The organism is Ruegeria sp. ABD4_443 (assembly GCF_056160865.1).
Genome location: NZ_JBSWYA010000001.1, coordinates 783,560 through 810,224 on the forward strand (window position 1 = coordinate 783,560; position 26,665 = coordinate 810,224).

Below are 26,665 nucleotides of genomic sequence, written 5' to 3' on the forward strand. Positions count from 1 at the left end.
TTATTTGGCCTCCACGGTAAAGGACCCGGTTGCGGTGGCAACGGGCCTGTCCCTGTCTTCGTCCATTGCCGTCGCACGCACAAAGGCAACGTTGCGCGTAATGTGATAGCAATTGGCCCGCGCCGTGATCGTCTGCCCCGGCGTTGCCGCCCGCATGTAATCAATGCGCAGATCAATCGTGGCCGTCCCGCCGGGTGCCGACGGATGGCTCATGACGGCCGCACCACAGCACGTATCCAGAATGGTTGAAACGGCGCCACCGTGGATGACACCGGTGCGCGGATCACCGACAAGGTCTGCGTTGTATGGCAGGGTGATTTCGGCCTCGCCTTCACCGATTTGCGTCAGCGCAAGGCCCAATGCACGCGCATGCGGGATTGCTTCGATAAATTGTCGTGCCAGGGTCGTCTTGTCGGCCATGTGCTTGTCGTCCTGTCATTATATCCCTCTTTATGAGCCTCTTGCCGCGCAAAGGGCAAGCCCGCCGGTTGCGCTTGCCATCCTGACAATTTAGGCTTCTGCCGAGGAGACCAGGAATGTCCGACAAACGTTTGTCATTCAAAGAAATGTGCGCCGCGTTCGAAGTGACGCCGCGGACGTTGCGCTATTATGAATATATCGAGCTGCTGCAACCTGACCGCGAAGGCCGGTCGCGGTTTTACGGCGCTCGGGAACAGGCGCGCATGAAGCTGATCATGCGCGGGCGAAGATCCGGGTTTCCGTTGGAGGAAATCCGCCAGTGGCTGCTGATCTACGAAAACGAGGGTAATCAGGCCCAAATGGCCGCTTTTGTCGAAATGGCCGACCGCCAGATGAAAGAACTGGTCCAGCAACGCGCGCAGCTGGACGAAGCCATGGACGAATTGAAGCGGCTGCGAGAGCAGGCAGAAAAGTCCCTGGGCTGACATCCACGCGGCGTCTGGCCTGCAAAAATTCGCGCAACGCCTGCGCCCAATGCCCCTGGACCGCGGCGTCAACTCAGCCCATGCGCCCACCACCCACGCCTTGATCCGCACTTGACCTAACGGCAACAAAATTGCCGAAACCCCCACTTTACGCGACCGGATGTTACGTCAACTATTTTGTGACGTAGCGTCTGCATTACGTAAACGTCAATTGCATGTTGTAAAGCGGATGCAGACTGCGCAACTCAACTCGCATGACGCCAGTGATGAGAGTAAAGCTTATGACCGAAGATCTAATGACCATCCGCGAAATGTGCGAGACTTATGACGTCACGCCCCGCACCTTGCGGTTCTACGAGGCCAAAGAGCTTTTGTTTCCCATGCGTGAAGGCCAGAAACGGCTGTTCACAAAAAGGGACCGCGCCCGGCTCAAGCTGATATTGCGCGGCAAACGGTTTGGATTCAGCCTCGAAGAAATCCGCCAGCTTCTGGATTTGTACCATGTCGGCGATCAGCAGGTCACCCAGATGACCCGCACCTATGAAATCGCGTGCGAGCGCCTGGCTGACATGGAATCGCGCCGCGAAGAGCTGACCCAGGCCATCGACGATCTGAAAGAGCAGTTGCGCTGGGGCGAAAAGGTTATCGCCTCGATGAAACAGGAAAAGAAGGCGGCTGAATAAGCCTGTCTTTTCGGACATATGAATTAAGGGAGCTTCACATGCCCGTCTACAACGCGCCAACCAAAGACACGCAGTTCATCCTGCATGACGTTCTGAAAATCTCGCAGTCGGGTATCCCCGGTTATGATGAACTTGAGGCCGAATTCACCGGCGCGGTTCTGGAGGAAGCCGGCAAGGTTGCCTCCAACGTCCTGCACCCGCTGAACGTTGTGGGCGACACCGAAGGCTGCCGGTTGGAAAATGGTGTGGTCTACACGCCCACAGGCTTCAAAGACGCCTTTGAGCAGATGAAGGAAGGCGGTTGGACCGGGCTTGACATGCCCGAGCAATACGGCGGCCAGAACATGCCCTATGTCATGGGTACTGCCGTGGGCGAGATGTTCTCGGGCGCAAACCAGGCGTTTGTGATGTATCAGGGCCTGACCCACGGCGCGGCCTCGGCCATCCTGGCGCATGGCACGGACGCGCAGAAAGACACCTATTTGCCCAACATGGTCAGCTGTGAATGGACCGGCACCATGAACCTGACCGAACCGCATTGCGGCACCGATCTGGGCCTGATGCGCACCAAGGCGGAACCGCAGGGCGACGGGAGCTATAAAATCTCGGGCCAGAAGATCTTTATCTCGGCCGGTGATCACGACATGGCCGACAACATCATCCACCTGGTCCTGGCCAAAATCCCCGGTGGCCCCGAGGGCATCAAGGGCGTGTCATTGTTCATCGTGCCCAAGTTCATCGTGAACGAAGACGGCTCGCTGGGTGAGCGCAACGGCGTTTCGGTCGGCAAGATCGAAGAGAAAATGGGCATCCACGGCAACTCGACCTGCGTCATGAACTATGACGAAGCGACCGGTTGGCTGCTGGGCGACGAACACAAAGGTATGCGCGCCATGTTCACCATGATGAACGAAGCGCGTCTGGGTGTGGGCATGCAGGGCCTGTCGCAGGCCGAAGCTGCGTATCAAAACGCCGTCGAATACGCCAAGGACCGCCTGCAGGGCCGCGACGTGACCGGTGCAAAGAACCCCGACGGCCCCGCCGATCCGCTGATCGTGCATCCCGACATCCGCCGCAACCTGATGGATCAGAAAAGCTTTACCGAGGGCGCGCGCGCGTTCATCCTGTGGGGCGCGACCATGATCGACAAGGCACACCGTGCAGGTGACAAGGATGCGGATGGTCTGATCTCGCTGCTGACCCCGGTCATCAAAGGCTTCTTGACCGACGAAGGCTATGACATGACCGTGCAGGCACAGCAGGTCTATGGCGGCCACGGCTACATCGAAGAATGGGGTATGTCGCAATACACCCGCGACGCCCGTATCGCGATGATCTACGAAGGCGCAAACGGCGTTCAGGCGCTGGACCTTGTGGGTCGGAAGCTGGCGCAAGATGGCGGCAAGCACGTCATGGCGTTCTTCGAGATGATCAAAACCTTCTGCAAGGAAAACGCGGGCCAGAACGAAGCCTATGACAAAGCCTTCATCGAACCGCTGAAAGCCGCGTCAAAAGACCTGCAGGCCGCGGGCATGTACTTCATGCAAGAAGGCATGAAGAACCCGAACAACGCTCTGGCCGGATCGTACGACTTCATGCACATGTTCGGCCATGTCTGCCTGGGCCTGATGTGGGCGCAGATGGCCAAGGCCGCGCAAGACGCGCTTGACGGCGGCGCCTCGGACAAAGAGTTCTATGAGACCAAGATAACAACCGGTCGTTTCTACATGGCGCGCCGCCTGCCCGCCACGGCAATGCACCTGGCCCGCATTCAGACCGGTGCCGACACGGTAATGACGCTGGACGCAGCAAGCTTCTGATTTCAGCCGGGATCCGGGCCGCCTGGCCCGGAACCCGTTCAACCAAGGATAGCGAATGCCAAAACGTTTCCGCCTGACCCGCCGTTTCCCTGTCGCCATGACCGAAGACGGGTATCGCAAGCTCAAAAGCTTCGCGCGCGAGGCCGGTCTGGATGAAGGTGAGGCACTGTCCTTTCTGTTCGAAAACTTCAACAGCGTAATCGACGAGGAGAATCTGACCCACCGCCTGCGGCTCTTCAACTCGGAACTTGAGGCCCGAAAGCGTTGATGTGCCGCGAATTCCGGCATCAAAGTTCAGCCTCCGGCGGGAGTATTTGTGAAAAGATGAAATAGAGGCGCGTTCCTGCCGCGGGGCGCACTCGCCATCAGGACAGGAACGACTTCACCTTTTACGGTCATCGGCTCTCCAGCCTGTACCGCGCGCCCATTGAAATGGGAAAGGGTTGATCAAAAGTTACTGCCAGGCCTTCATCTTTTCAAAAATACTCAGATCCAGGTTTGGCCATACACGCCTTGGGAGGGGCAACAGCATGACCATCAAACTTCATTGCTTTGGAGAAAGCGGAAACAGCTACAAGGCGGCGCTGGCGTTGGAGATGTCGGGTCTGGAATGGGAGCCGGTCTTTGTTGATTTCTTCAATGGCGTCACGCGGACGGATGATTTTCGCTCGGATGTCAATGAAATGGGAGAGGCACCGGTCCTGATTGACGGCGATTTTCGCACCAGCCAGTCCGGTGCAATTCAGGCCTATGTCACCGAAAAGACGGGAAAGTTCGGCGGCCGGGACCGGGACGAGAATTACGACATTTTTCGCTGGGTTCTGTGGGACAACCACAAGTTCAGCTCAATGGCCGGGCTTACGCGGTTTCTGATCAACTTCCTGCCGGAACATCAGCGCAACGCGGACGTCATTGCGTTCAACCAAGGGCGGCTGAATGCGGCCTATCAGATATTGAACGCCCATCTTGACGGGCGCGATTGGATTGTCGGCACCGGCGTGACCAATGCCGATCTCAGCTGCTGTGGCTATCTCTACTACCCCGAACCGTTCGGTTTTGACCGGGCGGAATGGCCCAATATCGATGCCTGGCTGACGCGTCTCAGCGAACAGCCCGGCTGGAAACACCCCTATGACCTGATGCCCGGCAATCCGTCGGATCGAGCTTGAGGAGAAGACCCATGACCGAAGCCTATATCTATGACGCCCTGCGCACACCGCGCGGCAAGGGCCGCAAGGATGGCAGCCTGCACGAGGTAACCTCGGTGCGCCTGTCCGCCCTGACCCTGAACGCGGTGAAAGAGCGTAACAACCTGGAAGGCCACGCTGTCGAAGACGTGATCTGGGGCAACGTCACCCAAGTGATGGAGCAAGGCGGGTGCCTTGCGCGCTCGGCGGTCCTGGCCTCGGACCTGGATCAGTCGATCCCGGGTCTGGCGATCAACCGGTTCTGCGCATCCGGTATGGAGGCCGTCAACCTGGCGGCCAATCAGGTCAAGGGCGGCGCAGGTGACGCGTATATCGCAGGCGGCGTCGAGATGATGGGCCGCGTCGCCATGGGCAGCGATGGTGCGGCGATTGCCGTTGATCCGTCGCTGGCGATGGACACCTATTTTGTGCCGCAGGGCATCTCGGCCGACATTATCGCGACCGAGTATGGCTTTACCCGCGATGACGCTGACGCCCTGGCTGTCGAGTCGCAGAAACGCGCGGCAGAGGCCTGGGCGGACAACCGGTTTGAGAAATCGGTAATCACCGTCAAGGACCAGAACGGCCTGACCATTCTGGACCGCGACGAATATATGCGCCCCGGCACTGATATGCAGAGCCTTGGTGCGCTGAACCCTTCCTTCGCGATGATGGGCGAGCAGATGCCCGGGTTCGACAAGGTCGCCATGCTGAAATACCCGCATCTGGAACGCGTGAACCACATTCACCACGCAGGCAACAGCTCGGGCATTGTCGACGGCGCAGCCGCTGTTCTGATCGGCAACAAGGAATTCGGCGAGAAATACGGTCTGAAACCGCGTGCCCGCATCAAGGCAACCGCTAAGATCGGCACCGACCCGACCATCATGCTGACCGGTCCGGTTCCGGTGACCGAGAAGATCCTGGCCGACAACGGCATGAAGATCAGCGATCTGGACCTGTTCGAGGTGAACGAAGCCTTTGCCTCGGTCGTGTTGCGGTTCCAGCAGGCATTTGATGTCGATCCGGCGTTGGTCAATGTCAATGGCGGCTCGATCGCGATGGGCCACCCGCTGGGTGCGACCGGCGCAATGATCATCGGCACCCTGCTGGACGAGCTTGAGCGTCAGGACAAGGAAATGGGTCTGGCGACCTTGTGCATTGCATCCGGAATGGGTGCGGCAACCATCATCGAACGCGTGTAACGGCGGGGATCAGGAGAAGAAACATGGCTGATTTTACACTGACCAAAGACGCCGACGGCGTGGGCATCATCACCTGGGACGTCCCCGGCAAGACCATGAACGTCATGTCCTTTGACGGGCTGACAGAACTGAGCGATTGCATCGATCAGGCGCTGGCAGACGACGGGATCAAGGGCGTTGTCATCACCAGCGGCAAGGACGGGTCCTTTGCGGGCGGCATGGACCTGAACTTGCTGGCGGTGATGAAGGAACAGGCGGGCGACGACCCGGCCAAGGGGTTGTTCGAAGGAACAATGCAGATGCATGCGCTGCTGCGCAAGATCGAGCTGGCCGGGATGGACCCCAAGACCAAGAAAGGCGGCAAGCCCATTGCCACCGCCCTGCCCGGCACGGCTGCGGGCATCGGGATGGAGTTGCCCCTGTCGACGCACCGTATTTTTGCCGCCGAGAACCCCAAGGCCAAATATGGCCTGCCCGAGATCATGGTTGGCATTTTCCCGGGCGCAGGCGGCACCACGCGCATGGTCCGCAAGGTTGGCGCCATCGCCGCGGCCCCGCTGCTGCTGGAAGGCAAAATGCTGGACGTCAAAAAGGCCAAGGGCGCAGGATATGTTGACGAAATCGCCGCCGATCCGGTTGCTGCCGCGAAAGAATGGGTTCTGAGCGCTAAGGAAACCGATCTGGTCAAACCGTGGGATGCCAAGGGTTACAAAATGCCCGGCGGCGCGCCCTATCACCCTGCGGGCTTTATGAACTTTGTCGGGGCCTCGGCCATGGTGAACGGCAAGACCCAGGGCGCGTTCCCTGCGGCCAAGGCGTTGTTGAGCGCGGTTTACGAAGGCGCATTGGTCGATTTCGACACCGCGCTGAAGATCGAGGCGCGCTGGTTCACCTCGGTGTTGATGAACCCGTCATCGGGGGCAATGATCCGGTCGCTGTTCCTGAACAAGGAAGCGCTGGAAAAAGGTGCCGTGCGCCCTGCGGGCGTTCCGGATCAATCGGTCAAGAAGATCGGCGTTCTGGGTGCGGGCATGATGGGCGCCGGCATCGCGCTGGTGTCAGCCCAGGCCGGGATGGACGTCGTTCTGATCGACCGTGATCAGGCTGCGGCCGACAAGGGCAAGGCCTATACCGAAAACTATATGGACAAGGGCATCAAGCGCGGCAAAGCCACTGCTGAGAAGAAAGAGGCCCTGCTGTCCCGCATCACCGCGACCCCTGATCTGGATCACCTGAAGGGCTGCGACCTGATCATCGAAGCCGTGTTCGAGGATGTGGGCGTCAAGGCCGAGATGACCAAAAAGGTCGAGGCGATCATCCCCGAGGACTGCATCTTTGCCTCGAACACCTCGACCTTGCCGATCACCGATCTGGCCAAGGCATCGGTGCGGGCGGATCAGTTCATTGGCATCCACTTCTTCTCGCCCGTCGAAAAGATGTTCCTGGTCGAGATCATCAAGGGCAAGGAAACCGGGGACCGGGCGGTGGCCAAGGCGCTGGATTATGTCCGCCAGATCCGCAAGACGCCGATCGTGGTGAACGATGCGCGATTCTTCTATGCGAACCGCTGTATCATTCCCTATATCAACGAAGGTGTCCGCATGATTGCCGAGGGCGTCAGCCCGGTTCTCATCGACAATGCCGCGCGGCAACTCGGGTTCCCGGTCGGCCCGATCCAGCTGACCGATGAAACCTCGATTGATCTGGGGGCCAAGATTGCACGCGCAACCAAGGCGGCGATGGGCGATGCCTATCCCGAAAGCCCTGCCGACGACCTGATCTTTTGGATGGAAGAACAGGGGCGTCTGGGCCGCAAGGCGAATGCTGGCTTCTTTGACTATGACGAGAAAGGCAAACGCGTCGAATACTGGAAAGGCCTGCAGGACAATTATCCGCTGGCCGATGCGCAGCCCGACCTGATCGAAGTGCAGGAACGTCTGATGTTCGCGCAGGTTCTCGAAGCGGTGCGCGCGCTGGAAGAGGGTGTTCTGGAAGATATCCGCGAAGGCGATGTCGGCGCCATCCTGGGCTGGGGCTTTGCGCCTTGGTCGGGCGGCCCGCTCAGCTGGCTGGACATCATCGGCACGCCCTATGCTGCCGAACGCTGTGACCAGTTGGCGCAGAAATTCGGCGCGCGGTTTGCCTGCCCGCCCCTGCTGCGCGAGATGGCCGACAAGGGTCAAAGCTTTTACGGCCGCTTCGACCCCGAGGCAAAAGCTGCCTGACAAAAGAATGCAGGCGCGTGTCACCACGCGCCTGCATCAATTTCATAAGTGTTTGTTCAAGTCTGCCATTCAGGACGCAGGAACAGCGCCGGAACGCCTGGCCGCCCCGGTCGCCCCGGACGGCGCATGCCGCGCGGCGGGCGAATGGGAAAAACCGGTTCCTGCGGTATGGGTGCAGGCAGTGCACCCAACGCGTTTGCAAGGGCTGACATATCACCCCTGATTGCAATCGTATCGACCAATATGTCGGCCTGATCTTCATTCACCACCTGATAGGCCCGCTGGCTTGCCTTTCGCACCGGCCGCAGACGACCCGCCGAACAAAAGGCCTGCAAACCGCCTTCGATAAACGCCACCTCGTCATGATCAAAGATCAGCGACGTTACATCGAACATCCTTGCCGGGGCCTGCGACGTCACGGCCCCCATACCGCTGAGGGCACGGGCCGGAACGACGGCGATGTCGGACACGGCCGGATCAAGCTTGCTTTGGTCGATGGCCATGCCCTGTTCAGGCATCAGCCATACCGGGCGCCCGTTGAACGCGGTTCTGGACGGCACCAGAACCGGCAGATGCTCTGGGCGGGTCTCGCCGTCGGTCACTGCGATGCGCTCTCTGACCGTTCGACGGACTTCCTGAAACCCATTGTCCAGCGTTCTGACCAGATCGCCGGTGGTCAGGCTTTCAACCGGTTTCCATCCACTGGTGGTTGCCACTTTGGTACCGTGCACCAGCCCCCCGCGACGGGCGGATACCGCCGGTCGGGATACTGGCTGCAACTGGTCCTCGGAAAAATCGGAAAAACCCGAAACACTCACTACTTCTAACACGTGCCTAAACCCCCTTGGGCACCAAACAACTACCCTTATGGCCTAGCACGCCCCCCTGCCTTGGGGCCAACTTTTGACACATTTGCGGCGAGTTCGGGCCATATTCCGGCGATTTGGGCTGTTTTTCGTGAACAATCCGGGGGTCACGAGGCGTTTTAGCTGCCAAATGGAAAACGGTCACCGTTATTGACCAAAACTGTAACCGAATCTTTCGATATCTTCGGCGCAGGCGCTTGCCACCGCGTTTTTCGACCGGGTCGTGAAATAAACCCTATAATCCCGCGCCCGGTCGGACATGTTGTATCGTGGCAAGATCAGGTCAAATCCCAAATGCTCTATCAGGGGGGCGGCATCACGGGCAAAATCCTCCAGCCGGATATAGGCATCGCATTGCTCGGTCCCATCCGCGCGCGTCATGTACACGCGCGCCGGAGATTGCCTGAGCGATTGCAGGATATCGGGGTTCAGCACGAAATCTTCGAATTCCAGCCGTTTGGCCAGGGCCACCGCGGCGTGATCAAAGTTCTGAACGCGCAGCCAGTGGTAATAGCTGACGACCCGGTCCCAGGGGTTTCGGACCAGGGTAAACGTGAACATCGCGCGCAACTGGTCATCGGGCAGGATGCCTTCGATATCGGCAAGGCTTGCGTGTTTCCACAAGCGACCCCGTGCCTGCCCCTGCAATTTCTTTTTCCTATTGCGCCGCCTGACCGCCTTGGGCGTATCGCCCAGCAGGATATCATCCTTCATCGCCCGTTGTTCCAGCGCAAGCGCAAGCGCGGTCCCCCCGGTTTTGGGAATATGAACAAAGATATATGAGCGACCGGCAGAAACGATCATCTTGAACGGGCCCGGTTTCGAACCGGAACGTTAGTCATCCAACGGGTTGAATGGGTCGCCTGCATCCGCTTTGCCAGTCCTTTTCGCCATCACAACCGGTGACTTCACGGTCCCCCGTATCGAGCACGTTTCCAATTCGACGCGCAACAGGTTTGCGCCCCGCGATTTCACCATGCTAAGCTTACCGCAAACAAGAACGAGCAGTGTTCACCTCAATGACGGCCCTGAAACAGTTCCAGCGGATCGAAGCCACCGGTCTGTGGCGCCCCACGCCCGACGAACAGCGGCGCGAGGTCGTCGTTTCAATTGGTGAGGCAACTCTGACCATATCGGATTTCAACGACCGGGCACTGACCCATTGGTCGCTGGCCGCGCTTGAAAGGCAGAACCCGGGCGAGTATCCGGCCATATTCCACCCCGATGGTGACCCCGGCGAAACGCTGGAACTGGCGCAATCCGAAACCACGATGATCGAGGCGGTGGACCGGTTGCAGCGCGCCATCAACCGATCGCGCCCCCATCCGGGCCGCTTGCGGTGGTTTAGCGTGGGCGGCGTGGTTCTTGCCGTTCTGTCTGTTTTGGTTCTGTGGCTGCCCGGTGCGTTGCAGAACCATGTCGTATCCGTGGTTCCAGATATCAAAAGGCAGGATATCGGCAACACGATCCTGCAACGGATCGAACGCGTGTCGGGCCAGGCATGCCAGTCCGAAGATGCGCGCCCGTCGCTGGAACAGCTGGCCCGCCGGACGGGGGTTCGGCAGATCATCATCCTGCCTGCGGGTGTACAGACCAGCCTGACCCTGCCTGGCGGGACGGTCCTGTTGAACCGGGCCCTGGTCGAAGACCACGAAGACCCGGCCGTCGCCGCCGGTTACATCATCGCCGAACGGGCCCGCGCACAGCTTCAGGACCCGTTGGATGACGTGTTGACCCGGACCGGTCCAACGGCGGCCTTTAGATTGCTGACCACAGGCCAGCTGACACCGGAAATTATCGACGCCTATACCGAGCAGGTCCTTTCAGAACCCCGCCCCGAGATCGCGGATGAACCGCTTTTGGCGATGTTCGCACAGGCGGCGCTGCCCTCGACCCCTTATGCCTATGCGCGCGACGTGACCGGCGAAACGGTTCTGGGCCTGATCGAGGCCGACCCGATGGCGGGCCGGTCCCTGGAACAGGTATTGCCCGACCGCGACTGGGTTCAGTTGCAGAATATCTGCGGCGACTAGGGCGGGTTACTTGGTGCCGAACATGCGGTCGCCCGCATCGCCCAGCCCCGGCATGATATAGCCTTTGGAATTCAGCTCTCGGTCAAGCGCTGCCGTGACGATCTTTACATCCGGATGGGCCTCTTTCATGCGCGCCACCCCTTCGGGGGCGGCCAGCAGGCACAGAAACCGAATATCCGCAGCGCCGGCCTGTTTCAGCAGATCAATGGCCGCGGCCGAACTGTTGCCGGTGGCAAGCATCGGGTCGACCGCGATGACCAGCCGGTCCTTCAACCCTTCGGGCGCTTTGAAATAATACTGGACGGGTTTCAGCGTCTGTTCGTCGCGGTAAAGGCCCACAAAACCGACACGGGCCGAGGGGATAAGTTCGAGCACACCGTCCAGCATCCCGTTGCCTGCCCGCAAAATCGACACCAGCGCCAGCTTTTTGCCCGCCAGGATCGGCGCGTCCATCTCTTCCATCGGGGTTTCGATATGGCGCGTTGTCAACGACATTTCGCGCGTGACCTCATAGGCCAAAAGCAAGGTGATCTCGCGCAGCAATTGCCGAAAAACTGCGGTCGACGTGCCCTTGTCACGCATCAGCGTCAGCTTGTGCTGCACCAGCGGGTGATCAACAACTGTCAGGTGTTCGCTCATGTTCTCTCCAGTCTTTTCTTGACCCGCGCGCGGGTGTCTTCGTCGCAAAACGCCGCGCCCAGGGCGGTGTCGTTCAGGGCCGCGAAATCATCGGCGTCCCAGCCGAACGCCTCGGCCAGCATTTCATATTCGCGCCGCATGCTGGTATGGAAAAACGGCGGGTCATCGGTTGAGACCGTGACCTTGACGCCGTGATCGCGCAGCCGGGCGATGGGATGGGCCCGGAAATCCGGAAACAGGCCCAACACCACATTCGAACCCGGGCAAACCTCAAGCGTTACCTCGCGGTCGACCAGTTCGCGAACAAGGTCCGGGTCTTCTATGGCGCGGACACCGTGGCCAACACGTTCCACGCCCAGGTCCCGCACCGCGTCACGCACGCTTTGCGGCCCGCCGAACTCGCCCGCATGGGTGGTCAGGCGCAATCCCGCCTCGCGCGCGCAATCAAAGGCCCATTTGAAATCGGCTTGCGCGCCGATGGCCTCGTTACCGCCCATGCCAAAGCCGGTGATCCAGTTGCCCGCGGTTTCGGCCGCGCAAAGTGCGGTTTGCCTGGCCTTGTCCGGCCCGAAATGCCGCACGCAGGTCACAACCCCGCGCAGGGTTATGCCATATGCGCGCTCGGCCTCGTCCGCCGCGTCCTGGATGGCGCTCAGATAGTCCCGCCAGGCATGCACATCGCCGCCGCCACAGAAATCGGGGCTTAGAAAAGTCTCGGAATACACCACCCCGTTGGCCGCGCTTTCCTGCAAGATCGCAAGCGTCAGCCGGCGGAAATCCTCGGGCGATTTCAATACCTCGCAGGCTGCCTCGTACACGCTGAGGAAATGCGCGAAGTCGCGAAAGTCATAGCTGCCGTCGGGCTTGAATATCCCGCTGAGGTCCACGCGTTTTTCGTGCGCCAATTGACGGATAAAGGCCGGGGGCGCGGCCCCTTCGTGATGCAGGTGCAGTTCGATCTTGGGCAGGTCAGCGACGGTCATAGGAATGTCCTTCCCGGCCCCTGGGCCGGTATGTCCAGGTGATGTGAGATACTGGCCGCCACGTCGGCGAAGTTGACCTGTCCAACCCGGCCCGCCCCCTGCCCCGCGATCAGCACGGGCACCTGTTCGCGCGTATGATCAGTGCCGATCCAACTGGGGTCGTTGCCATGATCTGCGGTCAGCAGCATCAGGTCGCCGGGGCGCAGTTTGCTTAGGACCCCGCCGATTTCGCGGTCGAACCATTCCAGCGCGCGGGCATAGCCACTGATATCACGGCGGTGGCCATAAAGGCTGTCGAATTCAACGAAATTGGCAAAGGTCAGGCTGCCGTCTTCGGCCTCGTCCACCAGATCAGAGAGGTGCCGCATCAGGGTGTCATCCGCCCCCTTGCGCAACGTGTCGATGCCTTGCATCGAGAATATGTCACCGATCTTGCCGACAGCATGAACCTGCCGCCCTGCATCCTGCGCCCAGTTGGTCAGAACCGGCGCTGGCGGCACGATGGCAAAATCCTTGCGGTTGGTCGTCCGGGTAAACCCGATTTCCGGTGTCCCCACGAAAGGCCGCGCAATGACCCTGCCGACTTTCATCTCGTGCAGCCTGGGTGCAAGGGCCCGGCACAGCTCCAGCAGGCGCTCAAGGCCAAAGCTCTCTTCGTGCGCTGCGATCTGAAAGACGCTGTCAGCCGATGTATAGCAGATCGGCCATCCTGTCCGCATGTGCTCTGCGCCGAGTTCTGCAATAATCGCCGTACCCGAGGCGTGGCAATTGCCAAGGATCCCCTCGGTCCCGGCCGCCTGCGCCGCGGCGCGGCTCAGGTCCTTGGGAAAAGACGGAACCGTATCGGGGAAATAGTGCCAATCCCAGGGCACCGGCAGCCCGGCCAGTTCCCAATGCCCCGAGGGCGTATCCTTGCCCGGCGAGTGTTCCCGCGCGCAGCCCCACAGGCCCACGGGGTCAGCATCCAGCCCCGGTACATCGTCCCCCGACGCCAGGCGCACGGCGGCGCCCAGGCCCAGGGCATCCAGATGCGGCAGGTGCAACGGGCCCGTTCGCCCGTCTGCGGCATCGCCCCGTGCGCAGGCTTGTGCGATATGCGCGACCGTATTGGCCCCGGTATCCGGTGTCTTGCCGTTAAAGAACCGGTCCGCATCCGGTGCACCGCCAATTCCGACGGAATCCATGACAACCAGAAACGCGCGGCTCATCCGGTAATCCTCTCGTGGATCAAATCCGGCACCGCCACAGGCGCGTCCGCGATGGACACGGCCTGAAGGACCGATGCCGCCGCGCGGCGCGCCGCGTCCTCGCGGGCGGCCTGGATGACGGCCAGCGGCGTCCCCTTGGCCACGGCGTCACCCAACCGACATATCTGCGATATCCCGACCGAAGGATTGATCGTGTCGGACTCGACCTGTCGCCCGCCGCCCAGCGCCACCACGGCAAGACCCAGCGCCTCGCCGTCGATTGCGGTGATGTGGCCCGCCCGTGGCGCGGGAACTTCGATGATCACATTTGCTTCGGGCAGGAACCGTTCCCAGTTGTCCACAAATCCAATCGGGCCGCCAACGGCCGCCATCATCCGACCGAAACGCTCGGCCGCGCGGCCGTCGCTGATCGCCGCCACAATCCTGCGCCGCCCAACGTCGGGCGTTTCGCATATCCCTGCATCCGCCAGAAGAACGCCGCCCAATTCCGCCGTGATTTCGATAAGCGGCGACCGGGTCTTTCCGGTCAGCACCTTCATGACCTCGGCCACTTCCAGCGCGTTGCCCAGCGCGGGCGCCAGGGGCTGGTTCATGTCGGTTATCACGGCCGAGGTCCGGCACCCGGCCGCATTGGCCGTTTCCGTCAGCGCCTCGGCCAGGTTCCGGGCCGCGTCGAGGGTTTTCATGAACGCGCCGCTTCCGACCTTGACGTCCAGCACCAGCGCCGCAGGGCTGGCCGCCAGTTTCTTGGACAGGATCGAGGCGGTAATCAGGTCCAGGCTTTCCACGGTCGCGGTCACATCGCGAATGGCGTACAGACGTCTGTCGGCGGGTGCGATCTGCGCCGTTGCGCCGACAATCGCCGCCCCGGTTTCACGCAAGATCTGCGCCAGCCTGTCCTGCCCGACCTGGGTGCTGACCCCCGGAATGGATTCCAGCTTGTCGAGCGTTCCGCCCGTGTGGCCCAGCCCCCGACCCGAGATCATCGGCACATAGACCCCGCATTCGGCAAGCGCCGGGGCCAGCACCAGGCTGACACAATCGCCGACACCGCCGGTTGAATGTTTGTCGATGACCGGGCCATCCAGATCCCAGGTCAGGACATCACCGCTGTCGCGCATTGCAAGCGTCAGGGCGGCCCGCCCGCGCGGCCCCAGCCCCCCCATGCAGACGGCCATGGCAAATGCACCGGCCTGCGCATCGCTGACGCTGCCGTCGGCCAGCCCCTGGGCAAACCAGGCAAGCTCATCATCCGCGGGCACCTCGTGCCGACGCAGTTTCGCAATGATCGCGCGGGCGTCCATACCGGCCCCTTACATGAACGAGGCGTCAAAGGCGCCGGGCAGCAAATCCCCGATCGTGGTCGTGGTTTCGTGCCCATCAACCGTGGCCAGGGTGACAACGACATCGGCTTTGCCGAACTCGGCCAGTTTCTGGCGGCATCCGCCGCAAGGTGGAACCGGGCGCGGGCTTGATGCCACGACATATACCTCGGTCAGTTCCGTTTCGCCTGCTGCAACCATGGCGGCAATGGCGCCGGCTTCGGCACAGGTTCCTTCGGGATAAGCGACGTTTTCGACATTGCACCCCGAATAGACCACCCCCGAACCGGACAGGACTGCCGCCCCGACCTTGAAATTCGAATAGGGCGCATGGGCGTTTTCGCGAACCTTCAAGGCAGCATCTTTAAGAGACATGGCGAATCCCCGAATTTTTGATCATCTGGTCAGAATGTCATACCCTAATTGATTGCGTGCAGGGAATAGAAGCCCCCGCCTCTGAATTTGCCGCTGAAATTCAACCGATCACCGTTTCAAAGGCTCCGGGCAGGGTAACCTCGAGCAATTCGATGTCCTGCGATGGGTTGCTCAGACGGGTGCGCATTCCGGGCGGGATTACAAAGGCATCCCCTTGCTCAAGCGGGAATGGCTCGCGCCCGTCGCCCTCAAGCGTGACGGACCCGTTCATGACAAAGGCGAACAGGATATCGCAGTCATGCGTGGCCCAGGCCGGGTCACCCTGCCCGCGCCGAACCACCTGCACCCCGGCAACGGCCTTGGTATTGTCGGCAATCGTCGTGTCGCGGCAAATAAATCCTGGCAACCGAAAATCCTGCCATGGGGCATCCTTGGCCTGGCTGTACACGAACCGCTGGCCCTGCCATTCGCGGTTGGGGCGGAAATGAGCGGTCGGCAATTCCATCTCGTGGTCAATCTCGGTTACGTGTTCGGCCGGAACGCCGATTTCGATCACCTGAACATTGTCGGATGCCTCTAACACGCGGTGCCGGATTTCAGGCGGCTGGATGAAACAGTCGCCCGCAGTCAGGCGCATTGGCTGCCCCTGGTCTTCGTAAACGACATCGACCCAGCCATGGATGCAAAAGATCAGTTGAAACCCGACCTTGTGGAAATGAACCATGTCCGGCACCGGGCCTCCGTCCGGTATCCGAATGTGGCTGGCGATGATCGATCCCCCCAACCGGTCCGGCACAAGGTCACGGTAATGCATGCCCGCCCGCCCAATGATCCACGGGGCCTGATCCTTGAGTCGCCGGACAACAAAGGAATGGACCGTTTGCGGCATTTCAAGCGGCGGATTGCGGAGCTCGATTTCGATTCGAGTACCGTTCGGAGCGACAAGGCTGCGCTGGCCACCGGCAAAACCGTCAGGGTCTTCGGTCAGAATACGCAGGGTTCCGGGCGATTCCGGGGCATCCTTTTCCACCCGCAGCCGCACCCCATGCCCCGAAAACACTGCCACGCGCGGGTCATCCGCGGGATAGATCATATCCATCCGCATACCCAAAACCTTGGTGTAAAAGGGAATATCGTCGCGCAATTCGCTGGTGGGTATGCGAAACTCGGCTATGGTCTGGGTCATGCGGCTCTCCTGTTGACCGGACAGTGGATGCCGCCCTGGAAATTTGCAAGCACCGGCATGTCGTCTGCGGCGCCGATTCACTGTTTCCCCTGGGTCAATATTAGTTTAGTGCTAAACTAAATTTCACACGGGAAATTTCGACATGTCCGACACACCCAACCTGCGCCAGGCCGCGCTGGATTATCACGCGCATCCGCAACCGGGAAAGCTGGAAATCAGGGCGACCAAGCCGCTGGCCAATGGCCGCGATCTGGCGCGGGCCTATTCGCCGGGCGTTGCCGAGGCGAGCCTGGAAATCAAGGCCAACCCCGCCAATGCCGAACAATATACGTCGCGCGGTAACCTTGTGGCCGTCGTGTCGAACGGAACGGCAGTTCTGGGGCTGGGAAATATCGGTGCGCTGGCGTCCAAGCCGGTGATGGAAGGCAAGGCAGTCCTGTTCAAGAAATTCGCAGGGATCGACTGTTTCGACATCGAGGTCGACCAGCCCGACCCGGAAAAGCTGGCCGATATCGTCTGTGCGCTTGAACCCACATTCGGGGCCATCAACCTTGAGGACATCAAGGCGCCCGACTGTTTCACCGTCGAGAAACTGTGCCGCGAACGGATGAATATCCCGGTTTTTCACGACGACCAGCACGGCACCGCGATTGTTGTCGGCGCCGCTGCCAAGAACGCCCTGCACGTGGCCGGCAAAAAGTTCGAGGATATCAAGGTCGTTTCCACAGGCGGCGGCGCTGCCGGGATTGCCTGCCTTGGCATGTTGGTGAAACTGGGCGTCAAACGGGAAAACATCTGGCTGTGCGACATCCACGGACTGGTTTATGAAGGCCGCGCCGAAGACATGAACCCGCACAAGGATCAGTTCGCGCAGAAATCCGACCTGCGCACGCTGGATGACGTGATCGACGGGGCCGACCTGTTCCTTGGCCTGTCCGGGCCCAACGTACTGAAGCCGGAAATGGTGCAAAAGATGGCCCGGCAGCCGATCATTTTCGCGCTGGCCAATCCGACGCCCGAAATTCTGCCACAGGCCGCGCGCGAGGTGGCCCCGGATGCAATCATCGCCACGGGCCGCAGCGATTTCCCCAATCAGGTCAACAACGTCCTGTGTTTTCCGTTCATCTTCCGCGGCGCGCTGGATGTCGGAGCGACCGAGATCAATGACGCCATGCAGATCGCCTGTGTGGATGGTATCGCAGAAATGGCCCGCGCCACCACCAGCGCCGAAGCCGCTGCCGCCTATAAGGGCGAGCAACTGACCTTTGGGCCGGAATACCTGATCCCCAAGCCGTTTGACCCGCGTCTTGTCGGTGTCGTGTCCTCTGCCGTGGCAAAGGCCGCGATGGACAGCGGTGTGGCCAAGCGGCCGATCACCGATCTGGAAGCATACAAAGAACGTCTGAACCAGACGGTGTTCAAATCCGCCCTGCTGATGCGCCCGGTTTTCGAAGCGGCAGCCGTTGCATCCCGGCGGATCGTTTTTGCCGAGGGCGAAGATGAACGCGTCTTGCGTGCAGCCCAGGCCATTCTGGAAGAAACCACCGAAACACCGATTTTGATCGGCCGCCCCGATGTGATTCAGGCGCGTTGCGAACGGTTGGGCCTGACGGTGCGCCCCGGTCAGGATTTCCAGATCGTGAACCCTGAAAACGACCCGCGCTACTATGACTATTGGAATTCGTATCACAAGATCATGGAACGCCGGGGCGTGACCCCTGATCTGGCCAAGGCCATCATGCGCACCAACACCACCGCCATTGCCGCCATCATGGTGCATCGGGGCGAGGCCGACAGCATGATCTGTGGCACGTTCGGCGAATACCGCTGGCACCTGAACTATGTCGAACAGGTGCTGGATGATGGCGAACTGCGCCCGCACGGGGCCTTGTCGCTGATGATATTGGATGACGGCCCGCTGTTCATCGCGGACACGCATGTCCGGCAATTGCCCACCCCTGACGAACTGGCCGAGTCGACAATTGGCGCCGCGCGGCATGTTCGGCGGTTCGGTCTCGAACCACAGATTGCGTTCTGTTCGCAATCCCAGTTCGGCAACCAGTCCGAGGGATCAGGCAGGCGGCTGCGGGCTGCGCTGGATATTCTCGACAGCAAGCCGCGCGACTTTGTCTACGAGGGCGAGATGAACCTGGATGTCGCGCTGAACCCCGATCTGCGCGGGCGTATCTTCCCGAACTCGCGGCTGAAAGGCCCGGCAAACGTGCTGATATTTGCGCATGCCGATGCCGCCAGCGGTGTTCGGAACATCCTCAAGATGAAGGCAAACGGGATCGAGGTCGGCCCCATCCTGATGGGCATGGGGAACAACGCGCATATCGTGACGCCTTCGATCACGGCCCGCGGGTTGTTGAACATGGCAGCCATCGCGGGCACCCCCGTGGCCCATTACGGGTAACCGATCGGCATAACCTTTTGCGGCTGGCCTGATCCTCAGGCCTGCCGCGACCACTGCTCAGATGTCCTGTGCCCTGTTCGTGGTCCGGCCCGGCGCAGTACCGCAAATCCCGCTACGCTGGCGATTCCCCGGCAGCCCTGATTTTGCAGCCCCGGATATGCAATTTTGCAAATCACCAGATCGCTGCCGAATAATCCCTGCAAAATAATGCAGTTTGCAAAAATTTGCAGGTTATTTTCGCGCACAATGCAAATATTTCGCGATAAACTGACGCGCCGTCAATGGTGCAGCTTGCCCGGTCTTTTGGCCCGGCATTAAAAAGTCCGCAAATCTTTTGCGAGGAGGACGCCATGGGATTTCAGGACGTTTACGACAGCTGGAAACGCGATCCCGAAGCTTTCTGGATGAAAGCGGCCGAGGGTATCGACTGGATCAAGGCACCCACCAAGGCCCTGTTCGATGACAACGCGCCGCTTTACGAATGGTTTTGCGATGCCAAGGTGAATACCTGCTGGAACGCGGTCGATCGTCACGTCGAAAACGGGCGCGGCGAACAGACCGCGATAATTTACGACAGCCCGATCACGCACACAAAGCGCGAGATCTCGTATGTCGAGCTGCGCAATCGGGTGGCCACGCTGGCCGGTGCCTTGCGTGCCAAGGGTGTCGAAAAGGGTGACCGCGTCATCATCTATATGCCGATGATCCCCGAAGCGCTTGAGGCGATGCTGGCCTGTGCGCGGCTGGGCGCTGTGCATTCGGTCGTATTTGGCGGCTTTGCAAGCAATGAGCTTGCGGTGCGTATCGATGACGCCAAACCCAAGGCCATCATCGCCGCCTCATGCGGGATGGAACCGGGCCGGGTCGTGCATTACAAACCCTTGCTGGACGGTGCCATCGAAATGGCGCACCACAAGCCCGATTTCTGCGTCATCTTTCAGCGCGAACAGGAAGTCGCGCAATTGGTCGAGGGCCGGGATTACAACTGGCACGGTTTCCAATACGGCGTCGAGCCGGCGGAATGTGTGGCCGTAAACGGCAATGACCCGGCCTATATCCTCTATACCTCGGGCACGACCGGTGCGCCAAAGGGCGTGGTACGCCCCACCGCAGGCCATCTGGTCGCCCTGAACTGGTCCATGAAGAACATCTACAACGTCGATCCGGGCGACGTGTTCTGGGCCGCATCGGACGTGGGTTGGGTCGTTGGCCATTCCTATATCTGCTATGCCCCGCTAATCCACGGCAACACCACGATTGTTTTCGAGGGCAAGCCAGTTGGCACCCCCGACGCCGGGACGTTCTGGCGCGTCATCTCAGAGCATAAGGTCGCCAGCTTTTTCACCGCCCCCACCGCCATCCGGGCCGTCAAGCGCGAGGACCCAAAGGGCGAGATGCTTGCCAAATACGACCTGTCCTGCCTCAGGGCGCTGTACCTTGCAGGCGAACGCGCGGATCCCGACACGATCACATGGGCGCAGGATGCGTTAAATGTACCGGTCATTGACCACTGGTGGCAGACCGAGACCGGCTGGACCATTGCCGGGAACCCGCTGGGGATCGAGGAACTGCCGGTCAAGCTGGGCTCGCCCGCCAAGCCGATGCCGGGCTATGACGTGCAAATCCTTGACGAGGGTGGCCATCCGATGAAACCCGGCGAACTGGGCGCCATCGCGGTCAAGCTGCCATTGCCGCCGGGAACCTTGCCAACCTTGTGGAACGCCGAAGAGCGGTTTCGCAAATCTTACCTGGAACACTTCCCCGGATATTATGAAACCGGTGATGCGGGCATGATCGACGAGGACGGGTACCTCTATATCATGGCGCGGACGGATGATGTCATCAATGTTGCCGGTCACCGCCTTTCGACCGGCGCGATGGAAGAGGTCCTGGCCGCTCATCCCGACGTTGCCGAATGCGCCGTCATCGGCGTATCGGATCAGCTCAAGGGCCAGATGCCGGTTGGTTTCCTGTGCCTGAATGCGGGCTGCGACAGGGATCATGCGGCGGTTGCCGCGGATGTCGTGAAGATGGTGCGCGACAAGATCGGGCCCGTTGCCGCCTTCAAACTGGCGGTCGTCGTGGACCGGTTGCCCAAGACACGATCGGGCAAGATCCTGCGCGGCACGATGGTATCCATTGCCGATGGCAAGGATTACAAGATGCCCGCGACCATCGACGATCCCGCCATTCTGAACGAGATATCGGATGCGTTGAAAACCATCGGATATGCCCAGTAATGCATCCGGGGCCGGTCCATGGCCGCCCCGTTTCATCCCTATCGGTTGCAACCGGTAACAGAGCGCCTACTGTGCCCTTCAAATCGGAGGGCACATGGACAACACAGAAATCTGGCGCCTAAGCGCAACCGAATTGGCAAGCCTGACGCGCACCGGAGACCTGAGCGCGGAAACCGCGGTTCAAAGCGCGGTGGACCGCATGCATCAGGTCAATCCGTCACTGAACGCCGTCGTCGAAGACCTCGGCGACGAGGCGCTTCAACGCGCATGCGCGCTGGACAAATCCCGTGCCAGCGGCGCACCGACCGGGCCGCTGCATGGCGTGCCCGTTACCATCAAGATCAATGTCGACCAAAAGGGGCACGCCACCTCGAACGGGGTGGTCGCCCTCAAGGATCTTGTGGCGCCTGATGACGCTCCGGTGGTGGAGAACCTGCAAAAAGCGGGGGCAATCGTTATCGGACGGACCAATACGCCCGAATTTTCCTTCCGCGCAGATACGGATAACCCGCTGTTTGGGCGCACCTTCAACCCTTGGGGGCGCCACATATCACCTGGCGGATCCTCGGGCGGGGCCGGGTCAGCGGTCATGGCCGGGATCGGCGCACTGGCCCATGGCAACGATATCGGTGGCAGCTTGCGGTTCCCGGCGGCGGCCAATGGTGCCGTCACGGTGAAGCCCGGATTGGGCCGGGTTCCGGCCTGGAACCCAAGCCAAAAGGCCGAACGCGGGCTGCTGGCGCAATCGATGTCGGTTCAGGGCCTCATAACCCGCAGCGCCGCCGACCTGCACCTGTCGATGCCAAGCCTTATCGCCGCGGACCCGCGCGACCCGTTCCACGTCCCCCTGCCCTGGGCGCAAGAGGCGATACCGGGCGAGGTCCGCGTTGCATTCACCCGAAACACGTTTGGCTATGACCTGCACCCCGAGGTCGACAAGGCGCTGATCGCCGCGCGTGATGCCCTGACAGATGCGGGATACGCAGTCACCGAGATTGACCCGCCCGATGTCTTTGAATGCGGACGAAACGGCTACCGCGCCCTGATGGGCGAGGTCCTGACCCTGATGAAGGGTGATATCGAGGCTGCCGGATCGCAGACCATCCGCGACATCTTTGATGTGTATTTTCAGGAATTTCCGCCGATTCTGGATGCCGAGCTGTTGCGCATGATGGCCCACCGCAGCCACTATGCGCGGGAATGGTCGCTGTTCATGCAGGATTATCCGCTGGTCCTGAGCCCGTTTCTGCCACAACCGTTCTTCAAACCCGACAGGGATACCGAGGGCGCCGAGGGCGTGCACGAGGTTCTGGGCTGCGCCGTCTACTCCTATGCGATGAATTACCTCGGGCTTCCTGCCGCCGTGGTTCCGGCCAGGCTGGCCGAACTGCCCGCTGGTCCGCAGCCGATCAATGTCCAGATCGCCGCCCGCAGGTGGCGCGAGGACCTGGCCGTCGATGCCGCGCTGGCCATTGAAACTCGTATCGGGCAGATGGCCCCGGCACTTTGGGACAGGATGCAAAACTAGGCGCCTTGGCCCTGACCTGTCCTGACGGGGGATCGTGGTGCGCAAAGAAATAGACCCCGGGTTATTTTGCCCGGGGTCCGCATACTAAAATATGCCCGGATAGAAGTAACGAGCGTAGCACCACCCACCCTCGCCAGCGCGTAAAATGCGCAATCATCCGAAAACACCGTATGATGGCCACTCACTTCCATCTGGGCGTGTTCTCCGGGCAGGGAAAAGTTAACTTAGGGTAAGGAATATTCCTGTGAACTGGTTCACATAAACGGAAAAGAAATACTCAAACCCACCTAAGTTACGTAAATTGTTCAGAAATCAGACGCTCTTCAAGCCCGTGACCGGGGTCGAAAAGAATTCTGTGGCGCACCTTGGGCTCGGATCTGATCTCGACCCAGTCGATATCGGGAATCGAAATCGAATCCGCATCGGCCATCACCGGCCGCTTGTCGGCATCCAGAACGTCGAATCGCACATCAGCTGTCTTGGGCAGCAAGGCACCGCGCCACCTGCGCGGGCGAAAGGCGGCAATGGCGGTCAGCGCAAGCACGTCCGAGCCGATCGGCAAAATCGGCCCATGCGCCGAATAGTTATAGGCCGTCGATCCGGCCGGCGTGGACAACAGCGCCCCGTCGCACACCAGCTCATCCAGACGCACCCGGCCATCGACGCTGATTTTCAGACGCGCCGCCTGAGGCCCGGCCCGCAGCAATGATACCTCGTTGATCGCCAGGGCTTCGTGCTTTTTGCCCGCCTGATCCATCGCAGTCATGATCAACGGGTTGATCACCTCTTCTTCGGCGTCGTCCAGACGCGCGGTCAGGTCTGTTTCGCTGTATTCATTCATCAAAAAGCCGATGGTCCCGCGGTTCATGCCATAAACGGGGATGTTGAGATGCTGCGTGTTATGCAGCGTGCGCAACATGAACCCATCCCCGCCCAGCGCGACAATCACATCGGCATCCCGCGGGGCCGCATTGCCATATCGTGCGACCAGGCAATCCCGGGCGGTTTGCGCCACGTCGGCGTCGCTGGCCAGGAAGGCGATTCTCTTTGTCATCTTTTCGGGTTTCCGGTGCTGCGCATTTGGTTCCGAAACAAACATACCTTTCCGCATTAGGCCAGACTTGACGCCGCAGTTGGCCAATTCGTCGCTTTAAAGCCTTTTTCACCAGAACCGTTTCCGATAGGAAATCCGCCAAACAACCCTCAGCCATGCGGAGCGCACATGAACGCCAACCTTCGTGATACCGGTTTCTTCACCCAGTCCCTTGCGGATCGTGACCCCGAGCTGTTCGGCTCGATCACGTCCGAGCTGGGCCGTCAGCGCGACGAGATCGAGTTGATTGCCTCGGAAAACATTGTCTCGGCCGCCGTGATGGAGGCGCAGGGTTCGGTGATGACCAACAAATACGCCGAAGGCTATCCCGGCCGTCGCTACTATGGCGGGTGCCAGTTCGTCGATATCGCCGAAAACCTGGCCATCGACCGCGCGAAAGAGCTGTTTGGCTGTGAATTTGCCAATGTGCAGCCGAATTCGGGCAGCCAGGCCAACCAGGGTGTCTACCAGGCGCTGATCCAGCCCGGCGACACCATTCTGGGGATGTCGCTGGACGCTGGTGGTCACCTGACCCACGGCGCGCGCCCGAACCAGTCGGGCAAGTGGTTCAACGCCGTTCAGTACGGTGTGCGCCGGCAGGACAACATGCTGGACTATGACCAGGTCGAGGCGCTGGCGAAAGAACATAACCCCAAGCTGATCATCGCAGGTGGCTCGGCCATCCCGCGTCAGATCGACTTTGCCCGCATGCGCCAGATCGCCGATATGGTCGGGGCCTATCTGCATGTGGACATGGCGCATTTCGCCGGTCTGGTGGCCGCAGGCGAGCATCCCAGCCCCTTCCCCCACGCGCATGTGGCGACGACCACCACGCACAAGACCCTGCGCGGCCCGCGTGGCGGCATGATCCTGACCAATGATGAGGCGATCGCCAAGAAAGTGAACTCGGCCATCTTCCCCGGTATTCAGGGTGGTCCGCTGATGCATGTCATCGCAGGTAAGGCGGTTGCTTTCGGTGAGGCGCTGCGGCCCGAGTTCAAGACCTATATCCAGCAGGTCGTGACAAACGCGCAGGCGCTGTCGGATCAGCTGATCAAGGGCGGTCTGGACACGGTGACCCATGGCACCGACACACATGTTGTGCTGGTCGATCTGCGCCCCAAGGGCGTCAAAGGCAACGCCACCGAAAAGGCCCTGGGCCGCGCGCATATCACCTGCAACAAGAACGGCGTGCCGTTTGACCCGGAAAAGCCGACGATCACCAGCGGCATCCGTCTGGGCAGCCCCGCCGGCACCACGCGCGGCTTTGGCGAGGTTGAGTTCCGCCAGATCGCGGACTGGATCATCGAAGTGGTCGACGGTCTGGCCGCCAATGGCGAAGACGGCAATGCCGAGGTCGAGGCCAAGGTCAAAGCCGAAGTCGCCGAGCTTTGCGCGCGGTTCCCGATTTATCCGAACCTCTGATCCGCGCGGATCATATAACAAGGATGACGGCGCCCATCGCGGCGCCGTTTTTCGTCGATTGGCTTTGGCCGCACCCGGACAAATTCCATGCCCAGCCCGTCAGATAAAACCGCGCCACCTAAGCACCGCGACGGCCGCGGCAGACAGCACCAGCAAGCCAAGGGCAAGCGACCCCAAAACGCCCAGGACCCACCCCCAGCGCCGATCGGCCAGGTTGATCGCGTTCAGGTGCCCCTGAACGTCTTCGGCGGCCTTTTCCAGCGCGGGCGTATCCAAAACCAGGCGCAGCTTGGGATGTTCGACCATCGGCTCGGCCTTGGCCAGAACCTGCGCCTGTTTGTATATTCTGCGCGGAAGGCGTCGTTTCGCGCGCCGGACCGAGGCCGCAAGGGTCTTGTCGCGCACCCCCAGTTTCTTGCGCAGCAATTGAATTGTCTGCGCGATCCGGAACTGGATATCTGTTTCCTGCGACATCTGGGGCCTCCTGTTGGCGCACAGTAACGGGGCCGGAAACGGCGCACAATGGGGCTGGCCGTTCGGTCTTGGCGCTTGTATCACGGCGATATGCTGAACATGATCCTTCACGGTGACCCGACATCGCTGCCCCCTCTTGTGATTGCCCACGGCCTTTACGGCTCGGCCCGGAACTGGGGCGTCATCGCGCGGCGCGTCAGCGACGAACGGCAGGTGATCGCGGTTGACATGCGCAACCACGGCTCTAGCGACCAAAGTGATACGCATGATTATCCCAGCATGGCGCAGGACCTTGCAGAAGTGATCCGCAGCATTGGCGGCACGGCTGACGTGCTGGGGCACTCGATGGGCGGCAAGGCGTCGATGACGCTTGCCCTGCAATACCCCGACCTGGTGCACAGGCTGGTGGTGGCCGACATCGCACCCGTTGCCTATACCCACAGCCAGCTGAAATACATTACGGCCATGCGCGCGGTCGACTTGTCACGCATCGAGCGTCGGTCGGACGCGGAACAGCAACTGGCCGATCTGGGCGTCGAAAAAGCCTTGCAGAGCTTTTTCACGCAATCGCTGGATGTGGCGGGAAAGAAATGGCGGCTGAACCTGGACGCACTTGCCGACCAGATGCCGAACATCATGGGCTTTCCTTCCCTGTCCGGTGACTGGTCCGGTTCCGCGCTGTTCTTGTCCGGCGCTGAATCCGATTATGTCCTGCCCGAACACCGTGCGACAATCCGGGCGCAGTTTCCCAACGCCCGTTTCGCCAAGATCCCCGGCGCGGGCCATTGGCTGCATGCCGAAAAACCCCGCGAATTCGAAGCCGCGGTCAGGACCTTTCTGAACGCCTGACCG

Annotated in this window: 24 protein-coding genes; 13 read left to right on the forward strand and 11 right to left on the reverse strand. The window is 60.7% G+C overall.

The window, feature by feature from the left end:
• Entirely contained in the window at positions 1–420 is a 420-nt protein-coding gene (locus ACXAG8_RS03930; protein ID WP_475222301.1) for a PaaI family thioesterase, read from the reverse strand.
• Positions 421–536: 116 nt separating this feature from the next.
• Here ACXAG8_RS03930 and ACXAG8_RS03935 point away from each other — a divergent pair, with 116 nt between their 5' ends.
• From ACXAG8_RS03935 to ACXAG8_RS03965, 7 genes are all read left to right on the forward strand, one after another.
• Positions 537–905 carry a MerR family transcriptional regulator gene (locus tag ACXAG8_RS03935; RefSeq protein ID WP_475222304.1) on the forward strand — a complete coding sequence of 123 codons (369 nt, stop codon included), beginning with the start codon at positions 537–539 and terminating at the stop codon, positions 903–905.
• Positions 906–1,186: 281 nt separating this feature from the next.
• Positions 1,187–1,588, forward strand: a complete 402-nt coding sequence (locus tag ACXAG8_RS03940; RefSeq protein ID WP_475222426.1) for a MerR family transcriptional regulator — start codon at positions 1,187–1,189, stop codon at positions 1,586–1,588.
• Positions 1,589–1,626: 38 nt separating this feature from the next.
• On the forward strand, positions 1,627–3,408 hold the full coding sequence (locus ACXAG8_RS03945; RefSeq protein WP_475222306.1) for an acyl-CoA dehydrogenase C-terminal domain-containing protein: 1,782 nt from the start codon (positions 1,627–1,629) through the stop codon (positions 3,406–3,408).
• Positions 3,409–3,463: 55 nt separating this feature from the next.
• The gene (locus ACXAG8_RS03950; RefSeq protein WP_475222308.1) at positions 3,464–3,676 is read left to right on the forward strand and encodes a hypothetical protein; all 213 of its coding nucleotides are present in this window, start codon (positions 3,464–3,466) and stop codon (positions 3,674–3,676) included.
• A 262-nt stretch (positions 3,677–3,938) separates the two neighbouring features.
• A complete protein-coding gene (locus ACXAG8_RS03955; protein ID WP_475222309.1) occupies positions 3,939–4,577 on the forward strand; it encodes a glutathione S-transferase family protein in 639 nt (212 codons plus the stop codon).
• Positions 4,578–4,588: 11 nt separating this feature from the next.
• The gene (locus ACXAG8_RS03960; protein WP_475222311.1) at positions 4,589–5,800 is read left to right on the forward strand and encodes an acetyl-CoA C-acetyltransferase; all 1,212 of its coding nucleotides are present in this window, start codon (positions 4,589–4,591) and stop codon (positions 5,798–5,800) included.
• A 23-nt stretch (positions 5,801–5,823) separates the two neighbouring features.
• Positions 5,824–8,025: a 3-hydroxyacyl-CoA dehydrogenase NAD-binding domain-containing protein gene (locus ACXAG8_RS03965; RefSeq protein WP_475222313.1), complete on the forward strand. Its 2,202-nt coding sequence runs from the start codon at positions 5,824–5,826 to the stop codon at positions 8,023–8,025.
• 56 nt (positions 8,026–8,081) lie between these two features.
• On the opposite strand, the gene ACXAG8_RS03970 is transcribed toward ACXAG8_RS03965, so the two are convergent.
• Both ACXAG8_RS03970 and ACXAG8_RS03975 read right to left on the reverse strand, forming a co-directional pair.
• Positions 8,082–8,855 carry a Hint domain-containing protein gene (locus ACXAG8_RS03970; RefSeq protein ID WP_475222316.1) on the reverse strand — a complete coding sequence of 258 codons (774 nt, stop codon included), beginning with the start codon at positions 8,853–8,855 and terminating at the stop codon, positions 8,082–8,084.
• Positions 8,856–9,038: 183 nt separating this feature from the next.
• Entirely contained in the window at positions 9,039–9,695 is a 657-nt protein-coding gene (locus ACXAG8_RS03975) for a sulfotransferase family 2 domain-containing protein (RefSeq protein WP_475222319.1), read from the reverse strand.
• Between the two features lie 215 nt (positions 9,696–9,910).
• On the opposite strand from ACXAG8_RS03975, the gene ACXAG8_RS03980 reads away from it, so the two are divergent.
• Positions 9,911–10,924 (forward strand): hypothetical protein, encoded by a 1,014-nt coding sequence (locus ACXAG8_RS03980; RefSeq protein ID WP_475222321.1) that lies wholly within the window; start codon positions 9,911–9,913, stop codon positions 10,922–10,924.
• A gap of 6 nt (positions 10,925–10,930) precedes the next feature.
• Here the strand turns inward: ACXAG8_RS03980 and upp are convergent, their stop codons facing one another.
• From upp to ACXAG8_RS04010, 6 genes are all read right to left on the reverse strand, one after another.
• A complete protein-coding gene (gene upp, locus ACXAG8_RS03985) occupies positions 10,931–11,563 on the reverse strand; it encodes a uracil phosphoribosyltransferase (RefSeq protein ID WP_475222323.1) in 633 nt (210 codons plus the stop codon).
• The gene (locus tag ACXAG8_RS03990) at positions 11,560–12,546 is read right to left on the reverse strand and encodes an adenosine deaminase (RefSeq protein ID WP_475222325.1); all 987 of its coding nucleotides are present in this window, start codon (positions 12,544–12,546) and stop codon (positions 11,560–11,562) included. The genes upp and ACXAG8_RS03990 overlap by 4 nt, the downstream gene beginning before the upstream one ends.
• A complete protein-coding gene (locus ACXAG8_RS03995; protein ID WP_475222328.1) occupies positions 12,543–13,754 on the reverse strand; it encodes a phosphopentomutase in 1,212 nt (403 codons plus the stop codon). The genes ACXAG8_RS03990 and ACXAG8_RS03995 overlap by 4 nt, the downstream gene beginning before the upstream one ends.
• Entirely contained in the window at positions 13,751–15,058 is a 1,308-nt protein-coding gene (locus tag ACXAG8_RS04000) for a thymidine phosphorylase (protein ID WP_475222330.1), read from the reverse strand. The genes ACXAG8_RS03995 and ACXAG8_RS04000 overlap by 4 nt, the downstream gene beginning before the upstream one ends.
• A gap of 9 nt (positions 15,059–15,067) precedes the next feature.
• A complete protein-coding gene (locus ACXAG8_RS04005) occupies positions 15,068–15,451 on the reverse strand; it encodes a cytidine deaminase (RefSeq protein ID WP_475222333.1) in 384 nt (127 codons plus the stop codon).
• 100 nt (positions 15,452–15,551) lie between these two features.
• The gene (locus tag ACXAG8_RS04010) at positions 15,552–16,637 is read right to left on the reverse strand and encodes a cupin domain-containing protein (RefSeq protein WP_475222335.1); all 1,086 of its coding nucleotides are present in this window, start codon (positions 16,635–16,637) and stop codon (positions 15,552–15,554) included.
• Between the two features lie 142 nt (positions 16,638–16,779).
• Here ACXAG8_RS04010 and ACXAG8_RS04015 point away from each other — a divergent pair, with 142 nt between their 5' ends.
• From ACXAG8_RS04015 to ACXAG8_RS04025, 3 genes are all read left to right on the forward strand, one after another.
• A complete protein-coding gene (locus tag ACXAG8_RS04015; RefSeq protein ID WP_475222338.1) occupies positions 16,780–19,053 on the forward strand; it encodes an NADP-dependent malic enzyme in 2,274 nt (757 codons plus the stop codon).
• Between the two features lie 350 nt (positions 19,054–19,403).
• Positions 19,404–21,293 carry a propionate-CoA ligase PrpE gene (gene prpE, locus ACXAG8_RS04020; RefSeq protein WP_475222340.1) on the forward strand — a complete coding sequence of 630 codons (1,890 nt, stop codon included), beginning with the start codon at positions 19,404–19,406 and terminating at the stop codon, positions 21,291–21,293.
• Positions 21,294–21,387: 94 nt separating this feature from the next.
• Complete coding sequence (locus ACXAG8_RS04025; RefSeq protein ID WP_475222342.1) at positions 21,388–22,821, forward strand: amidase family protein; 1,434 nt, start codon at positions 21,388–21,390, stop codon at positions 22,819–22,821.
• 292 nt (positions 22,822–23,113) lie between these two features.
• Here ACXAG8_RS04025 and ACXAG8_RS04030 read toward each other — a convergent pair whose 3' ends face one another.
• Positions 23,114–23,875 (reverse strand): NAD kinase, encoded by a 762-nt coding sequence (locus ACXAG8_RS04030; RefSeq protein WP_475222344.1) that lies wholly within the window; start codon positions 23,873–23,875, stop codon positions 23,114–23,116.
• A 168-nt stretch (positions 23,876–24,043) separates the two neighbouring features.
• On the opposite strand from ACXAG8_RS04030, the gene glyA reads away from it, so the two are divergent.
• A complete protein-coding gene (gene glyA / locus ACXAG8_RS04035) occupies positions 24,044–25,339 on the forward strand; it encodes a serine hydroxymethyltransferase (RefSeq protein ID WP_475222346.1) in 1,296 nt (431 codons plus the stop codon).
• 99 nt (positions 25,340–25,438) lie between these two features.
• Here the strand turns inward: glyA and ACXAG8_RS04040 are convergent, their stop codons facing one another.
• On the reverse strand, positions 25,439–25,813 hold the full coding sequence (locus ACXAG8_RS04040) for a hypothetical protein (protein ID WP_475222348.1): 375 nt from the start codon (positions 25,811–25,813) through the stop codon (positions 25,439–25,441).
• 90 nt (positions 25,814–25,903) lie between these two features.
• Here ACXAG8_RS04040 and ACXAG8_RS04045 point away from each other — a divergent pair, with 90 nt between their 5' ends.
• Entirely contained in the window at positions 25,904–26,662 is a 759-nt protein-coding gene (locus tag ACXAG8_RS04045) for an alpha/beta fold hydrolase (RefSeq protein WP_475222350.1), read from the forward strand.
• The last annotated feature ends 3 nt before the right edge of the window (positions 26,663–26,665 follow it).

Excerpts from the sequence above, each read along its gene's own strand:
- ACXAG8_RS03945 (WP_475222306.1), top strand. The coding sequence starts at position 1,627 with ATGCCCGTCTACAACGCGCCAACCAAAGACACGCAGTTCATCCTGCAT.
- ACXAG8_RS03940 (WP_475222426.1), top strand. The coding sequence starts at position 1,187 with ATGACCGAAGATCTAATGACCATCCGCGAAATGTGCGAGACTTATGAC.
- ACXAG8_RS03930 (WP_475222301.1), bottom strand. The coding sequence starts at position 420 with ATGGCCGACAAGACGACCCTGGCACGACAATTTATCGAAGCAATCCCG.
- ACXAG8_RS03955 (WP_475222309.1), top strand. The coding sequence starts at position 3,939 with ATGACCATCAAACTTCATTGCTTTGGAGAAAGCGGAAACAGCTACAAG.
- ACXAG8_RS04045 (WP_475222350.1), top strand. The coding sequence starts at position 25,904 with ATGCTGAACATGATCCTTCACGGTGACCCGACATCGCTGCCCCCTCTT.
- ACXAG8_RS03975 (WP_475222319.1), bottom strand. The coding sequence starts at position 9,695 with ATGATCGTTTCTGCCGGTCGCTCATATATCTTTGTTCATATTCCCAAA.
- ACXAG8_RS03935 (WP_475222304.1), top strand. The coding sequence starts at position 537 with ATGTCCGACAAACGTTTGTCATTCAAAGAAATGTGCGCCGCGTTCGAA.
- ACXAG8_RS04010 (WP_475222335.1), bottom strand. The coding sequence starts at position 16,637 with ATGACCCAGACCATAGCCGAGTTTCGCATACCCACCAGCGAATTGCGC.
- ACXAG8_RS03965 (WP_475222313.1), top strand. The coding sequence starts at position 5,824 with ATGGCTGATTTTACACTGACCAAAGACGCCGACGGCGTGGGCATCATC.
- ACXAG8_RS03980 (WP_475222321.1), top strand. The coding sequence starts at position 9,911 with ATGACGGCCCTGAAACAGTTCCAGCGGATCGAAGCCACCGGTCTGTGG.
- ACXAG8_RS04040 (WP_475222348.1), bottom strand. The coding sequence starts at position 25,813 with ATGTCGCAGGAAACAGATATCCAGTTCCGGATCGCGCAGACAATTCAA.
- ACXAG8_RS04005 (WP_475222333.1), bottom strand. The coding sequence starts at position 15,451 with ATGTCTCTTAAAGATGCTGCCTTGAAGGTTCGCGAAAACGCCCATGCG.
- ACXAG8_RS04015 (WP_475222338.1), top strand. The coding sequence starts at position 16,780 with ATGTCCGACACACCCAACCTGCGCCAGGCCGCGCTGGATTATCACGCG.
- ACXAG8_RS03960 (WP_475222311.1), top strand. The coding sequence starts at position 4,589 with ATGACCGAAGCCTATATCTATGACGCCCTGCGCACACCGCGCGGCAAG.
- ACXAG8_RS04000 (WP_475222330.1), bottom strand. The coding sequence starts at position 15,058 with ATGGACGCCCGCGCGATCATTGCGAAACTGCGTCGGCACGAGGTGCCC.
- ACXAG8_RS04030 (WP_475222344.1), bottom strand. The coding sequence starts at position 23,875 with ATGACAAAGAGAATCGCCTTCCTGGCCAGCGACGCCGACGTGGCGCAA.
- ACXAG8_RS03950 (WP_475222308.1), top strand. The coding sequence starts at position 3,464 with ATGCCAAAACGTTTCCGCCTGACCCGCCGTTTCCCTGTCGCCATGACC.
- prpE (WP_475222340.1), top strand. The coding sequence starts at position 19,404 with ATGGGATTTCAGGACGTTTACGACAGCTGGAAACGCGATCCCGAAGCT.
- upp (WP_475222323.1), bottom strand. The coding sequence starts at position 11,563 with ATGAGCGAACACCTGACAGTTGTTGATCACCCGCTGGTGCAGCACAAG.
- ACXAG8_RS03995 (WP_475222328.1), bottom strand. The coding sequence starts at position 13,754 with ATGAGCCGCGCGTTTCTGGTTGTCATGGATTCCGTCGGAATTGGCGGT.
- glyA (WP_475222346.1), top strand. The coding sequence starts at position 24,044 with ATGAACGCCAACCTTCGTGATACCGGTTTCTTCACCCAGTCCCTTGCG.
- ACXAG8_RS03990 (WP_475222325.1), bottom strand. The coding sequence starts at position 12,546 with ATGACCGTCGCTGACCTGCCCAAGATCGAACTGCACCTGCATCACGAA.
- ACXAG8_RS04025 (WP_475222342.1), top strand. The coding sequence starts at position 21,388 with ATGGACAACACAGAAATCTGGCGCCTAAGCGCAACCGAATTGGCAAGC.